Origin of the sequence: Streptomyces coelicoflavus, from assembly GCF_045041415.1 — a bacterium.
Taxonomy (GTDB): Bacteria; Actinomycetota; Actinomycetes; order Streptomycetales; family Streptomycetaceae; genus Streptomyces; species Streptomyces coelicoflavus.
Genome location: NZ_CP108218.1, coordinates 875270 through 888947, shown reverse-complemented (window position 1 = coordinate 888947; position 13678 = coordinate 875270). Strand labels below are relative to the sequence as shown.

The window sequence follows — 13678 nt, the reverse complement described above, 5'->3', positions numbered from 1 at the left end:
AAACGCGTATCGAGACACCGGAAGCGGGCGGCCACCGTCGGACGAGGGGAGGGCACGAAAGAAGCCCTGCTCCGCAAGGAGGCACGGACGGCTCGAACGCCGAGGTCGCACGCGGCGCCCACACGTGAGATACGTGTGAGGCGGTGTCTCAGGACCTCAGACGAGCAACGTCCTTCTCCAATCGGCGGCAACAAAAGCGGTATCGAAGCTAAAAGAGACCGATCGGCCTGTCAACGCATTTACGCGGACCCCGAGGAGGCCCCGTGCCCAACGGCTCGCTGTCACTGCCGGCCCGGCTCTGCCTGCTGGCCTGGGACCCCGCACGGACCACGGCCGCCGACACCGCCCGGGTCCACCACCTGGTGCGCGCCGGCGCCCTCACCGAACTGGCCCGGCGCGGTCTGCTCACCGACGACGCAGGCATCGTGACGCCTGCCGACCTGGACTCCCGCACCGGCGACGCCGTCCTCGACGGCCTCCTGGAGCTCGTCCGCGAGTCGATGCCGCACCGGTGGCGCACCTGGGTGCGGCTGTACGCCCGGGTCACCTACGAGGCCGCGCGGGAGCAGCTCGTGGCCGAGGGGTACGTGCGTGCGGAGAGGAAGCGGGTGCTCGGCGTGTTCCCGTCGGTGGACTACGTGCTCGAGCGCGTCGCCGTGGCGCGGGCGTTGCGGGAGGAGGCGCGGCACGTCCTGGAGGGGACGCTGCCGGCCGGCCGGCTGTCCGAGCGGGACGCTGCCACGGCCGTGCTGGCGGCCGCCGCCGGACTGGGCGTCCCGGAGGGCGCGGGGAGCGGAGCCCACGGCCGGGACCGGATCGCGGAGCTGACCGGACGGTGCGGCAGCGCGGCGCCCGGCATGCGGAAGATCGTGGGCGAGGTGTGGGGCGCGGTGAGCGACGAGACCGCGCGGACGTCGGCGCCGGCGGGCGGCTGAGCGTCCGCCGACGCGGAACCCGGCGCGGTGGTCAGCAGCTTCCGCGCATCAGCTCCGCGAGATCGTGGTCCAGGTCCAGCTGGAGATGCTCCAGACCCACCGGCACCAGCTCGCCGGCGGCGTGCAGGAACCGGCGCAACTCGCCCGAGCGCACGTGGATCACGGCGGTCCCCTCGGGCGCGTGGAACTCCAGGACGGTGCGGTCGTACCCGTAGGGACGCACCCGGACGTCGCCGTGCCCGTTCGGCTCCCGCATCCCGGCGATGAGCAGCTCCCGGGAGAAGGTCCAGCAGACCTCCACGCCCTCGAGGGTGGCCGGGGCGGGGAAGGTCATGCGGACGGCGAACGGGTCACTGCGGTCGTAGTGCAGGGTGGCGGGGATGCTCGGCATACGCGGCGCGGCGGCGACGAGACGCGCCTCGACGGGCTGATCGATGACGGTGGACAACGCCTTGCTCCCTCGTGACGGCTGGACGGGCTTCGGGGGTGGTGCGGGCCGGGCACTGGAAGAGACGTCGGAATCAGCCCATCCGTGCACACGAGGAGCGAGTGACCTCTGTCACCGCGTTCATGCGCGGGAGTGACGCGGCTCTCCCCGCGTGCCCCGAAGGGCACTTGCGGCACCCGGGCGCCACGCGCGCGTGGCGCACGGATGCGGGGCGACGCCCTCTGGACGGCGCCCGGGCGGTGGGCTAGCTTCGCCCGCCATGAGGCGCTTGGGAAGCACGCGACGCAGGGTACGGTCCGGCCGAACCGGCGGCAGGCGTACGGGGCGGGCGGCGCTCGCGGCGGCGGTCTGCGCGGCGGCGCTGGCCGCGCTGACGGCCGTGCCCGCCCAGGCGCACCAGCGACCGCGGTGGGACGTGAAGGACACCGGGGTGTCCGACGTCCGGTTCCGGGGGCTCGCCGCCGTCAGCCGGCACACCGCCTGGGTGGCCGGCACCCGGGGCACCGTCCTGCGTACCACCGACGGCGGCCGCACCTGGCGCGACGTCTCCCCGCCGGGCGCCGGCGACCTGGAGTTCCGGGACGTCGAGGCCTTCGACGCCCGCCGGGCCGTGGCCCTGTCCATCGGCGAGGGCGAGGCGTCCCGGGTGTATCGCACCGAAGACGGCGGGGCGACCTGGACCGAGTCCTTCCGCAACACCGACGCACGGGCCTTCTACGACTGCCTCACCTTCTTCGACCGCCGGCACGGCCTCGCCATGAGCGACCCGGTGGACGGGAAGTTCCGCATCCTGTCGACCAGTGACGGCGGCCGCTCGTGGCAGGTGCTGCCCGACGCCGGGATGCCGGCCGCGCAGGCGGGGGAGGCCGGGTTCGCGGCCAGTGGCCAGTGCCTGGTCTCCGCCGGGCCGAGGGACGTGTGGCTGGCCACCGGCGGGGCCGCACACGCGCGCGTGCTGCACTCCGCCGACCGCGGGCTCACCTGGACGGCCACCGACGCCCCGGTCCCGGCCGGCGACCCCGCCCGCGGCGTCTTCGCCCTCGCCTTCCGCGACCGCGCCCACGGCCTCGCCGTCGGCGGCGACTACCGCCCCGGTCAGGCCTCGCCGCGAGCCGCCGCCCGGACCACCGACGCCGGCCGCACCTGGCACCCCGCCGACCGCCCGCCGCCCGCCTACCGCTCCGGCGTCGCCTGGCTCCCGCACAGCCGCACCGCCGCCCTCGCCGTCGGCCCCACCGGCACCGACCTCACCACCGACGGCGGCCGCACCTGGCGCACCGTCGACACCGGGTCCTACGACACCGTGGACTGCACCCCGGACCTGGGCTGTTGGGCCGCGGGCGAGCAGGGCCGGGTCGCCCGTCTGGAGCGCTGACACCGGGCGGGTCGGGGTGTTTGTCCGTAACGTGGGTAACCGTTCGCTGTACGTGAGCCGTACGCGAGAGGAAGTGAGCGGACATGCCGAGCGGTTCGAACTCCAAACGGGAGCGGCAGTACGAGCACATCAAGAAGAGCGCCGAGGACCGCGGCGAGAGCACCGGCCGCGCCGAGGAGATCGCCGCGCGGACGGTGAACAAGGAGCGCGCGCAGTCCGGCGAGTCGAAGACCGCCAGCCGCACGTCGACACAGGACAAGTCGCCGAGCAAGCGCGGCGGCCAGCGGTCCGGGAACCGCCAGGGACCCCAGGGGCCCACCTACGACCAGCTGTACCAGGAGGCCAAGCGGCGTGACGTCCACGGCCGTTCGAGCATGAACAAAGGGGAGCTGCGCAAGGCGCTGGGCAAGTGAGCCGCGGCTGACGGGCCGGCCTCTCCCGGAAGCGCTCCGGCGCGGGTGCCGTCTTTGTGGTGACGAACCCGGCGCGGGCTCCCCGGGGGCCCGTCGTAGGCTTGACGCCACCATGACGACCGTGACCGTGCAGATCCCCGCCGACTGGCCCACGACCGAGGAGCGGGCCCGTGCCGTCCAGGACGAACTGCGCGCACGCGTGGTGCTCGACGAGCCCGGTCCGCCGCCCGGCACCGGCCGGGTGACCGGAGTGGACGTCGCCTACGACGACGAACGGGACGTCGTCGCGGCGGCGGCCGTCGTGCTGGACGCCGCGACCCTCGACGTCGTCGCCGAGGCCACGGCCGTCGGGCGGATCTCCTTCCCCTACGTGCCCGGTCTGCTGGCCTTCCGGGAGATCCCGACCGTGCGCGCCGCCCTGGAGGCGCTGCCCTGCCCGCCCGGTCTGGTCGTGTGCGACGGGTACGGTCTGGCCCACCCGCGCCGCTTCGGCCTCGCGAGCCACCTGGGCGTGCTCACCGGCCTGCCCACGATCGGCGTGGCCAAGAACCCCTTCACCTTCACCCACGACGACCCGGACGCCCCGCGCGGCAGTACGTCCCCGCTGCTCGCCGGTGCGGAGGAGGTCGGCCGTGCGCTGCGTACCCGCGACGGCGTGAAGCCGGTCTTCGTCTCCGTCGGGCACCGGGTGAGCCTCTCCAACGCCTGCGCCCACACACTGGCCCTGGCGCCCGCCCACCGGCTGCCGGAGACCACCCGCAGGGCCGACTCACTGTGCCGCGCGGCCCTGCGGGCGGCCGTCCACCCGGCCTGATCCCCTACCCGGCCTGATCCTCGACGGTCCAGCGGCCCACCTCCCGGTACGCCGAGTCGTAGATCTCCGAACCGTCGCCGGGCCGCATGTCGTAGTGCTTCAGGTTGCCGCCCCAGTACCGCAGGATCCGCGCCAGTTCGCCCGCGGGGTCCTCGGTGAGAGCGCCCTCGTCCATGGTGACTTCGAGAAGGAACTTCATGCCTTCAAGGGTTTCATTGAACTCCTTTTTGGCACTTGGCGGCGCGTTGGTGCCGTCTGTACCGGGGAGAGTGCGGGAAAGTCTCAAATCGGCTGTTTTGAGCGCTCAGGCGGATCTGAGTATCCGGACGGATGTTCCGCCGTTCGCGGCCCCGGCAGGGTGGGCGGCATGACGACACACCGCGCACCCCAGCACCGGACAGAGCCCGGACGGCCCGTGGAGCGAGCTGTGGTCGCCGCGCTGGCGCCGGCGGTGGGCGCGGCGCTGGCCTGGATCGGCGGGATGATCTACACGATCGCCGGGTGGTCCGGGTAGGTCACGGCCGCCGGACCGCCGCAACCCCCGCCGGGGCGGCCCGTCAGCGGGTCGCGGCCACCCGGAACCCGATGCCGGCCGCCCGCAGCCGCCCGGTCAGCGCGTCGCCCATCGCCACCGCCGTCGTGACCTGCCCCGCCACCGGCGGAAGGGGATCGAGGGCGAGACACAGCGCCGCCTCGGCGAACATCTTGGCCGTCTCGTCGTACCCGGGGTCGCCGCCCGAGACCTCGGTGAACACCTTCCGGCCGCCGCCCTCGCCCACGAAGCGGACCGAGAACCAGCTCCTCGCCCGCCGCTCGGCGCTCGGCCCCCGGCCCGGCGCGAGCCGCGCGGACAGCCGGCGCCGCGCGGGCGGCACCTGGGCCGCCGCCACCAGCGCGCCCACGGCCGCCACCCCGCCCACCGCGACGGGCAGCCGCCGCACGGCCGCGTAGTGGCGGTAGCGGAAGTCCGGGCCGTAGCGGTCCAGGGCCTTCGCGGACCGGCGCACGACCTGCGCGTCGACGGTCGGCAGCGGCAGCGCCCACGCCCCCACCTCCCCGGCGAACCGCGGCGCCCCCGTCGGCGTCACCACGCGGCGGCCCACCAGGCGGGGCTCGTGCCGACGGCGCTCCACCGCGGCGGCCCGCAGCGCGCGGCCGCGCGCGAACTGCCCCAGCGCGGAGGCGAACGTCCCGCCCGAGAACGTGGCGCTGACGGTCACGAAGCCGTCCACGCTCAGCGGCACGCCCTCGGGCAGCTGCCGCACGGTGAAGTACACACCGAGGTCGTGCGGGACGGAGTCGAAGCCGCAGGCGTGCACCAGCCGCGCGCCGGTCTCCCGCGCGCGGGCGTCGTGGCGGACGTACGTCAGGTCCACGAACTCGGGCTCCCCGGTGAGGTCGAGGTAGTCCGTGCCCGCGTCCGCGCAGGCGGCGACCAGCGCGTCGCCGTAGCGGATGTAGGGGCCGACCGTCGTGGCCACCACGCGCGCGTGCCCGGCGAGTTCGCGCAGGGAGCCGGGATCGGACACGTCCGCGACCAGCACGCCGACCTTCGGGGCGGAGGCCGCACCGGTCAGCCGGTCGCGCAGGCGGCGCAGCTTCTCCTCGCTGCGTCCGGCGATCGCCCAGCGCAGTCCGTCCGGCGCGTGCGCGGCCAGGTACTCCGCCGTCAGTTCGCCGACGAACCCCGTCGCCCCGAACAGCACGAGATCGTACGGCCGGTCGGCCGTCTTCAGCCTGCTCATGACATACCTCCGTCACCCGTCGGCAACCCTTGGGTCCGCAGCACGCGCCGTTGCCGGTGGCTGAGGCTAGCGTGAGGATCGCGCGGCCCGGCGAGGAGCCTGCACCATAATGGGCTAAGCGCTTGCTCGCCCGGGTCTTGTGCCCAGTGGAACACGTTCTTAGCATCACTGGTGTTACATCGGTTGTGTCACAGAGCTGGGGGCCGGATGCCGGAAGCGAAGACGACGACGCGGGAGCCGGGCGCAGAGGGCCCGCTCTCCGGTGTGCGCGTGGTCGAACTGGCCGGGATCGGCCCCGGGCCCTTCGCCGCCATGCTCCTGGCCGACCTGGGCGCCGACGTCGTCCGCGTCGACCGCCCCGGCGGACCGGGCCTCGGCATCGACCCCGCCCGCGACGTCACCAACCGCAACAAGCGCTCCGTGGTCGTCGACCTCAAGGCACCGGACGGACCGGCCCGCGTCCTCGACCTCGCCGAACGCGCCGACGTCCTGATCGAGGGCTACCGCCCCGGCGTCGCCGAACGGCTCGGCGTCGGACCCGGTGACTGCCACGCCCGCAACCCGCGCCTCGTCTACGGCCGTATGACCGGCTGGGGCCAACAGGGCCCGCTCGCCCAGCGTGCCGGGCACGACATCGGGTACATCGCGCTGACCGGCACCCTCGGCATGATCGGCGCCCCCGGCGAACCCCCGGCGGTCCCCGCCAACCTCCTCGGCGACTACGCGGGCGGCTCCCTCTACCTGGTCGTCGGCATCCTCGCCGCCCTGCACCACGCGCGCGCGAGTGGCACGGGGCAGGTCGTGGACGCCGCGATCGTCGACGGCACCGCCCACCTCTCGGCGATGATCCACGGCATGCTCGCCGCCGGAAGCTGGCAGGACCGGCGCGGCGCCAACCTCCTCGACGGCGGCTGCCCCTTCTACGGCACCTACGAGACCGCCGACGGCCGCCACATGGCGGTCGGAGCCCTGGAGCCGCGGTTCTACGCCGAGTTCATGCGGCTGCTCGGCCTCCCCGACCTGGCACCCGCCCGCGACGACATGTCCCGCTGGCCCGAGCTGCGCGCGGCCGTGGCCGCCCGGTTCAAGACCCGTACCCGCGACGCGTGGACGGCCGTCTTCACCGACTCCGACGCCTGCACGGCGCCCGTCCTGTCGCTGCGCGAGGCCCCGCACCACCCGCACCTCGCCGCCCGCTCCACCTTCACCGACCACGACGGCCTCACCCAGCCGGCGCCCGCGCCCCGCTTCTCCGCGACCCCCACCGCCGTACGCACCGGGCCCGCCCTGCCCGGCGACGGCGCCGAGTCCGTGACCCGGGACTGGGACCTGCCCCGCGAGCCGGGCCGGTCCCCGGCATCCCTCCCGAACCCCGCAGTGCACAACCCTCAGTGAAAGGCCTGCCAGTGAGCACCGAAGCGTACGTGTACGACGCGATCCGCACCCCGCGCGGACGCGGCAAGGCGAACGGCGCCCTGCACGGCACGAAGCCCGTCGACCTGGTCGTGGGCCTCATCCACGAGATCCGCGCCCGGTTCCCCGGCCTGGACCCGGCCGCCGTGGACGACATCGTGCTCGGCGTCGTCGGCCCGGTCGGCGACCAGGGCTCGGACATCGCCCGCATCGCCGCGATCGCCGCCGGACTGCCGGACACGGTGGCCGGCGTCCAGGAGAACCGCTTCTGCGCCTCGGGCCTCGAGGCCGTCAACATGGCCGCCATGAAGGTGCGCTCCGGCTGGGAGGACCTGGTCCTCGCGGGCGGCGTCGAGTCCATGTCCCGCGTCCCGATGGCCTCGGACGGCGGCGCCTGGTTCAACGACCCGATGACCAACCTCGCCACCAACTTCGTCCCGCAGGGCATCGGCGCCGACCTGATCGCCACCATCGAGGGCTTCTCCCGCCGCGACGTCGACGAGTACGCGGCCCTCTCCCAGGAGCGCGCGGCGACCGCCTGGAAGGAGGGCCGCTTCGAGCGCTCCGTCGTCCCGGTGAAGGACCGCGCCGGTCTCACCGTCCTCGACCACGACGAGCACCCGCGCCCCGGCACCACCGCCGACTCGCTGGGCAAGCTCAAGCCCTCCTTCGCCGACATCGGCGAACTGGGCGGGTTCGACGCCGTGGCGCTTCAGAAGTACCACTGGGTGGAGAAGATCGACCACGTCCACCACGCGGGCAACTCCTCCGGCATCGTCGACGGCGCCTCCCTGGTCGCCATCGGCTCGAAGGACGTCGGCGACCGCTACGGCCTGCGCCCGCGCGCCCGGATCGTCTCCGCCGCCGTCTCCGGTTCCGAGCCCACCATCATGCTCACCGGACCCGCCCCGGCCACCCGCAAGGCCCTCGCCAAGGCGGGGCTGACCATCGACGACATCGACCTCGTCGAGATCAACGAGGCCTTCGCGGCGGTCGTCCTGCGGTTCGCGAAGGACATGGGCCTGTCGCTGGACAAGGTCAACGTCAACGGCGGCGCCATCGCGCTCGGTCACCCGCTCGGCGCCACCGGCGCGATGATCCTCGGCACCCTCGTCGACGAACTCGAGCGCCAGGACAAGCGCTACGGCCTCGCCACCCTGTGCGTGGGCGGCGGCATGGGCATCGCCACCATCGTCGAGCGCATCTGACCCCCTCCCGACGGATACGACGGCCACGACGGCTGCCACGGCCACGACGGCTGCGACGGCCACGACGGACCACCTGGAGCACACCTCATGAGCACCGAGCCCACCACCATCCGCTGGGAGCAGGACGACACCGGCGTCGTCACCCTCGTCCTCGACGACCCCGACCAGTCCGCGAACACCATGAACCAGGCGTTCCGCGACTCCCTGGCGGCGGTCACCGACCGCCTGGAGGCCGAGAAGGACGCCATCCGCGGCATCATCGTCACCTCCGCCAAGAAGACCTTCTTCGCCGGCGGCGACCTGCGCGACCTCATCCGCGTCACCCCCGAGACCGCCCAGGACCTCTTCGACGGCGGCATGGCCATCAAGCGGAACCTGCGCCGCATCGAGACCCTCGGCAAGCCCGTCGTCGCCGCCCTGAACGGCGCGGCCCTCGGCGGCGGCTACGAGATCGCGCTCGCCTGCCACCACCGCGTCGCCCTCGACGCGCCCGGCTCCAAGATCGGCTGCCCCGAGGTCACCCTCGGCCTGCTCCCCGGAGGCGGCGGCGTCGTCCGCACCGTCCGGATGCTCGGCATCACCGACGCCCTGCTGAAGGTCCTCCTCCAGGGCACCCAGTACAACCCGCGCCGCGCCCAGGAGAACGGTCTGGTCGACGAGGTCGCCGACAGCCCCGAGGACATGCTCGCCAGGGCCCGCGCCTTCATCGACGCCCACCCGGAGTCCGCCCAGCCCTGGGACCGGCCCGGCTACCGCATCCCCGGCGGCACCCCGGCCCACCCGAAGTTCGCGGCCAACCTGCCCGCCTTCCCCGCCAACCTGCGCAAGCAGACGAACGGCGCCCCCTACCCGGCACCGCGCAACATCATGGCCGCCGCCGTCGAGGGCTCCCAGGTCGACTTCGAGACCGCCCAGGTCATCGAGGCCCGCTACTTCGTCGAGCTGGCCGCCGGTCAGACCTCGAAGAACATGATCCAGGCGTTCTTCTTCGACCTCCAGGCCGTCAACTCCGGCGCCAACCGCCCCAAGGGCGTCGAGCCCCGCAAGGTCACCAGGGCCGCCGTGCTGGGCGCGGGCATGATGGGCGCGGGCATCGCCTACGCGTGCGCCCGCGCGGGCATCGACGTCGTACTGAAGGACGTCTCGCTGGAGTCGGCGCTCAAGGGCAAGGCGTACTCCGAGAAGCTGTGCGCGAAGGCCGTGGCGAAGGGCCGTACGAGCCAGGAGAAGGCCGACGCGCTGCTCGCGCGGATCACACCGACCGCCGAGGCGGGAGACCTCGCCGGCTGCGACGCGGTGATCGAGGCGGTGTTCGAGGACACCTCGCTCAAGCACAAGGTGTTCCAGGAGATCGAGCACGTCGTCGCCCCGGACGCGCTGCTGTGCTCCAACACCTCCACACTGCCCATCACCGCGCTGGCCGAGGGCGTCGAGCGGCAGGGCGACTTCATCGGGCTGCACTTCTTCTCACCCGTGGACAAGATGCCGCTGGTGGAGATCATCAAGGGGGAGCGGACGGGGGAGGAGGCGCTGGCGCGGGCCTTCGACCTGGTCCGGCAGATCAAGAAGACGCCGATCGTCGTCAACGACTCGCGGGGCTTCTTCACCTCCCGGGTCATCGGTCACTTCATCAACGAGGGCGTCGCCATGGTGGGGGAGGGCATCGAGCCCGCCTCCGTGGAGCAGGCCGCGGCCCAGGCGGGCTACCCGGCCAAGGTGCTCTCCCTGATGGACGAGCTGACCCTCACCCTCCCGCGCAGGATCCGCGAGGAGACCAGGCGCGCCGTGGAGGAGGCGGGCGGCACCTGGACCGCGCACCCCGCGGAGACCGTCGTCGACCGCATGGTCGACGAGTTCGGCCGCCCCGGGCGCTCGGGCGGCGCCGGGTTCTACGAGTACGGCGAGGACGGCAGGCGGGCCGGACTCTGGCCGGGTCTGCGCGAGCACTTCACCAAGCCGGGACACGAGATCCCGTTCCGGGACATGCAGGAGCGCATGCTCTTCTCGGAGGCGCTCGACACCGTCAAGCTCCTGGAGGAAGGCGTCCTGACCTCCGTCGCCGACGCCAACATCGGCTCGATCTTCGGCATCGGCTTCCCCGGCTGGACCGGCGGCATCCTTCAGTACATCAACGGATACGACGGCTACGCCGGGGCAGGTGCAGGGCTGCCCGGCTTCGTGGCCCGCGCCCGTGAACTGGCCGACCGCTACGGCGACCGCTTCACCCCGCCCGCGCTGCTCGTGCGGAAGGCCGAGAACGGGGAGGTCTTCAGCGACGGACGCTGAGGCGGCGCCCGCGGCGGGGACCGGGGCCACGCCTCAGTCCTCGCCGCCCCCGTCCAGCCACTCCCGCAGCTCCTCGCGCAGCGACCGCTGGAAGGTGGTCAGCAGCGCCTGCACCACCAGCGGGTGCATGTGCGCCGACAGGGAGCGCACGTCCGGCGCGTCCCGCTCGGCCACCGCGTCGCGCAGCAGCCGCGACAGGTCGCGCGCGGCGGCGCGGGAGTGCTCGAGCAGGGCCGTGCGGGCCGCGAGGACCGTGTCGGGCGAGAAGGGCACGTCGAGCAGTTCGACGCCGAGCCGCAGCAGCCCGGCGTCGACCCGGTAGGTGTCACCGGCCGGGTCGTCCGCGTCCCTGACGACGACGTCCATCGCCGTCAGGCGGTCCACCTCCTCGTCGGTCAGCGGCCGGCCCGCCCGACGGCCCAGCTCCTCGCGCGTGACGCGCTCCACCGTCTGAGGCGCCCAGGAGGCCACCACCGCGCGGTGCAGGGCCAGGTCGTGCGGGCTCAGGTCCGCCGGCAGCCGGTTCAGGTACCGCTCGATGGCGGCCAGCGTCATGCCCTGGTGCTGCAACTCCTCGATCAGTGCCAGCCGGGCCACGTGCTCCCGGCCGTAGTGACCCACGCGGCGCGGCCCGAGCACCGGTGGCGGCAGCAGGCCCCTCGTGCCGTAGAAGCGGACCGTGCGCACCGTGACGCCGGCCCGCGCGGCCAGCTCGTCGATCGTGAGGGTCGGCTCCTCGGTGTCGGTCGTCGTCATGTCCAGCAGTATCGCTGTCCCACCAGTGCTGTGAAACCTCTCCCGAGTCGTTCGCAGATCTCTTGGACGCCTGGTGCGGACCGTCGGTGGATCTTGTGAGAAGTCACGCTGTGTGACGTGAACCACCGCATGCCCACGCAGCGTCGTGGGAAGGTGCCGTCTTGGTCTGTGCCGCGTCATTGGGTGGTGCGGGCCCGAGACACACGTACGGACGACTCGGGCACACCCCGCCCGAGCGCACCAGAGAGTGGAACCACCCGTGAGCAAGGACGCCGTCGACACGGCACAGGTCGCCGCCCATCCCCAGGCGACCGGGACCATCCCCGCGGACGCGGGCGACGCCGGTTACAGCAAGGACCTCAAGGCCCGTCACGTCAACATGATCGCCATCGGCGGCGCGATCGGCACCGGCCTCTTCCTCGGCGCCGGCGGGCGCCTGCGCGACGCCGGACCGGCACTCGCCATCGCCTACCTCGTCGCCGGCGTCTTCGCCTTCTTCGTCGTCAAGGCACTCGGTGAGCTGGTGCTCTACCGGCCCTCGTCCGGATCCTTCGTGTCGTACGCGCGCGAGTTCCTCGGCGAGAAGGGCGCCTACGTCGCCGGCTGGATGTACTTCCTGAACTGGTCGACCACCGGCATCGCCGACATCACCGCGATCGCGCTGTACACGCACTACTGGAGCATGTTCACGACCGTCCCCCAATGGGTGCTCGCGCTGATCGCCCTCGCCGTGGTCCTGGCCGTGAACCTCATCTCGGTGAAGATCTTCGGCGAGATGGAGTTCTGGTTCGCGATCGTCAAGGTCGCCACCCTCGTCGGCTTCATGCTGATCGGCATCTTCCTGCTCGCCACCCAGCACGAGGTGAGCGGGCAGACCCCGGGCATGGGCATGATCACCGACCACGGCGGCATCCTCCCGCACGGTGTGATGCCGGTGGTCCTCGTCATGCAGGGCGTGATCTTCTCCTACGCGGCCCTCGAGCTGGTCGGCGTCGCCGCCGGCGAGACCGCCGAGCCGCACAGGATCGTGCCCCGCGCGGTGAACTCGATCATGTGGCGGGTCGCCCTGTTCTACGTCGGCTCGGTCGTCCTCCTGGCGCTGCTGCTGCCGAGCTCGCTCTACTCGGGCGACGAGAGCCCCTTCGTCACGGTGCTGTCGGGCATCGGGGTACCGGCCGCCGGTGACGTGATGAACCTCGTCGTCCTCACCGCCGCGATGTCGTCCCTGAACTCCGGCCTGTACTCCACCGGCCGCATCCTGCGCTCCATGGCGATGGCGGGCTCCGCGCCCAGGTTCACCGGCGTGATGAGCCGCAGCCAGGTTCCCTACGGCGGCATCCTGCTGACCTGCGCGGTCTGCGTCCTCGGTGTCGGGCTGAACTACCTGGTGCCGAACAAGGCCTTCGAGATCGTCCTGAACGTCGCCTCCCTGGGCATCATCAGCACGTGGGTGATCATCATGATCTGCCACCTGGTGTTCGTGCGCCGGGCGCGTGCGGGCCTGGTCGAACGGCCGCACTTCCGGCTGCCCGGCAGCCCCGTCACGGAGATCGTCACGATCGCCTTCCTGCTGGCGGTCATCGGCCTGATGTGGAACGACGCGGAGGTCGGCCGCAAGACCGTGCTGCTGGTGCCCGTGATCGCCGTGCTGCTGGTGGCCGGCTGGTTCGGCGTCCGGCGCCGGGTGGCGGAGAACGCCGAGCAGGAGCCGTCGGCACTGCGGAAGTAGCGGCCCGGGGCCACTGTCAGTGGCGGCCCGTACGGTGGCGTCATGTCGGAGATCAGCTATGTCCGGGGTGACGCCACCGCGCCGTCGGTCAAGGGCGTCAAGGTGATCGCCCACGTGTGCAACGACCTCGGCGGCTGGGGCAAGGGCTTCGTCCTGGCCGTCTCCCGCCGCTGGCCCGGGCCGGAGGCGGCCTACCGCGCCTGGCACCGCGACCGCGCGGCCAACGACTTCGGTCTCGGCGCCGTCCAGTTCGTCCAGGTCGATCCCTACGTGTGGGTGGCCAACATGATCGGCCAGCACGGCATGCGGACGGGCAGCAAGGGCGTCCCCGTGCGCTACGAGGCCATCGGCACCGCCCTCGGCCTCGTCGCCGACCGGGCGGTCGAGCTGGATGCCTCCGTGCACATGCCCCGCATAGGCTGCGGCCTGGCCGGCGGCAAGTGGTCCCGGGTGGAGCCGCTCATATCCGACCGCCTCGCCCGGCGCGGCATCCCCGTGACCGTCTACGACCACGGGGACACCCCCTAGGACGCCAAGTCGTCGGGACGCCGAGTCT

At 72.8% G+C, this 13678-nt stretch carries 14 protein-coding genes; 10 read left to right on the top strand and 4 right to left on the bottom strand.

Annotated features, from left to right (window positions below; all coding sequences use genetic code 11):
• Positions 1-263: 263 nt before the first annotated feature.
• Positions 264-935 carry a GPP34 family phosphoprotein gene (locus OHA99_RS04105; RefSeq protein ID WP_405694108.1) on the top strand — a complete coding sequence of 224 codons (672 nt, stop codon included), beginning with the start codon at positions 264-266 and terminating at the stop codon, positions 933-935.
• Positions 936-966: 31 nt separating this feature from the next.
• Here OHA99_RS04105 and OHA99_RS04100 read toward each other — a convergent pair whose 3' ends face one another.
• Positions 967-1383, bottom strand: coding sequence for an SsgA family sporulation/cell division regulator (locus tag OHA99_RS04100; protein ID WP_007390087.1), 417 nt, complete (start codon positions 1381-1383; stop codon positions 967-969).
• A 259-nt stretch (positions 1384-1642) separates the two neighbouring features.
• Here OHA99_RS04100 and OHA99_RS04095 point away from each other — a divergent pair, with 259 nt between their 5' ends.
• The 3 genes from OHA99_RS04095 to OHA99_RS04085 all read left to right on the top strand — a co-directional run bounded on the left by OHA99_RS04095 (position 1643) and on the right by OHA99_RS04085 (position 3985).
• Positions 1643-2758 (top strand): WD40/YVTN/BNR-like repeat-containing protein, encoded by a 1116-nt coding sequence (locus tag OHA99_RS04095; RefSeq protein ID WP_405694104.1) that lies wholly within the window; start codon positions 1643-1645, stop codon positions 2756-2758.
• Positions 2759-2841: 83 nt separating this feature from the next.
• Positions 2842-3171, top strand: a complete 330-nt coding sequence (locus tag OHA99_RS04090; protein ID WP_153176866.1) for a plasmid stabilization protein — start codon at positions 2842-2844, stop codon at positions 3169-3171.
• Between the two features lie 112 nt (positions 3172-3283).
• Entirely contained in the window at positions 3284-3985 is a 702-nt protein-coding gene (locus OHA99_RS04085) for an endonuclease V (RefSeq protein WP_153176865.1), read from the top strand.
• Between the two features lie 4 nt (positions 3986-3989).
• Here the strand turns inward: OHA99_RS04085 and OHA99_RS04080 are convergent, their stop codons facing one another.
• Positions 3990-4184 carry a hypothetical protein gene (locus OHA99_RS04080; protein ID WP_153176864.1) on the bottom strand — a complete coding sequence of 65 codons (195 nt, stop codon included), beginning with the start codon at positions 4182-4184 and terminating at the stop codon, positions 3990-3992.
• A 168-nt stretch (positions 4185-4352) separates the two neighbouring features.
• Between OHA99_RS04080 and mmpA the strand changes: the two genes are divergently transcribed.
• The gene (gene mmpA, locus OHA99_RS04075; protein ID WP_381608053.1) at positions 4353-4499 is read left to right on the top strand and encodes a morphogenic membrane protein MmpA; all 147 of its coding nucleotides are present in this window, start codon (positions 4353-4355) and stop codon (positions 4497-4499) included.
• Between the two features lie 43 nt (positions 4500-4542).
• Here mmpA and OHA99_RS04070 read toward each other — a convergent pair whose 3' ends face one another.
• Entirely contained in the window at positions 4543-5730 is a 1188-nt protein-coding gene (locus OHA99_RS04070) for a saccharopine dehydrogenase family protein (RefSeq protein WP_381608052.1), read from the bottom strand.
• 207 nt (positions 5731-5937) lie between these two features.
• On the opposite strand from OHA99_RS04070, the gene OHA99_RS04065 reads away from it, so the two are divergent.
• The 3 genes from OHA99_RS04065 to OHA99_RS04055 all read left to right on the top strand — a co-directional run bounded on the left by OHA99_RS04065 (position 5938) and on the right by OHA99_RS04055 (position 10637).
• Complete coding sequence (locus tag OHA99_RS04065; RefSeq protein WP_381608050.1) at positions 5938-7125, top strand: CaiB/BaiF CoA transferase family protein; 1188 nt, start codon at positions 5938-5940, stop codon at positions 7123-7125.
• Positions 7126-7136: 11 nt separating this feature from the next.
• Positions 7137-8351, top strand: coding sequence for an acetyl-CoA C-acetyltransferase (locus OHA99_RS04060; RefSeq protein WP_153176860.1), 1215 nt, complete (start codon positions 7137-7139; stop codon positions 8349-8351).
• Positions 8352-8438: 87 nt separating this feature from the next.
• On the top strand, positions 8439-10637 hold the full coding sequence (locus OHA99_RS04055) for a 3-hydroxyacyl-CoA dehydrogenase NAD-binding domain-containing protein (protein WP_381498736.1): 2199 nt from the start codon (positions 8439-8441) through the stop codon (positions 10635-10637).
• Positions 10638-10670: 33 nt separating this feature from the next.
• On the opposite strand, the gene OHA99_RS04050 is transcribed toward OHA99_RS04055, so the two are convergent.
• A complete protein-coding gene (locus OHA99_RS04050) occupies positions 10671-11393 on the bottom strand; it encodes a MerR family transcriptional regulator (RefSeq protein WP_153176858.1) in 723 nt (240 codons plus the stop codon).
• A gap of 259 nt (positions 11394-11652) precedes the next feature.
• On the opposite strand from OHA99_RS04050, the gene OHA99_RS04045 reads away from it, so the two are divergent.
• Positions 11653-13122, top strand: coding sequence for an amino acid permease (locus OHA99_RS04045; protein ID WP_153176857.1), 1470 nt, complete (start codon positions 11653-11655; stop codon positions 13120-13122).
• 42 nt (positions 13123-13164) lie between these two features.
• Positions 13165-13650: a macro domain-containing protein gene (locus tag OHA99_RS04040; protein ID WP_153176856.1), complete on the top strand. Its 486-nt coding sequence runs from the start codon at positions 13165-13167 to the stop codon at positions 13648-13650.
• The last annotated feature ends 28 nt before the right edge of the window (positions 13651-13678 follow it).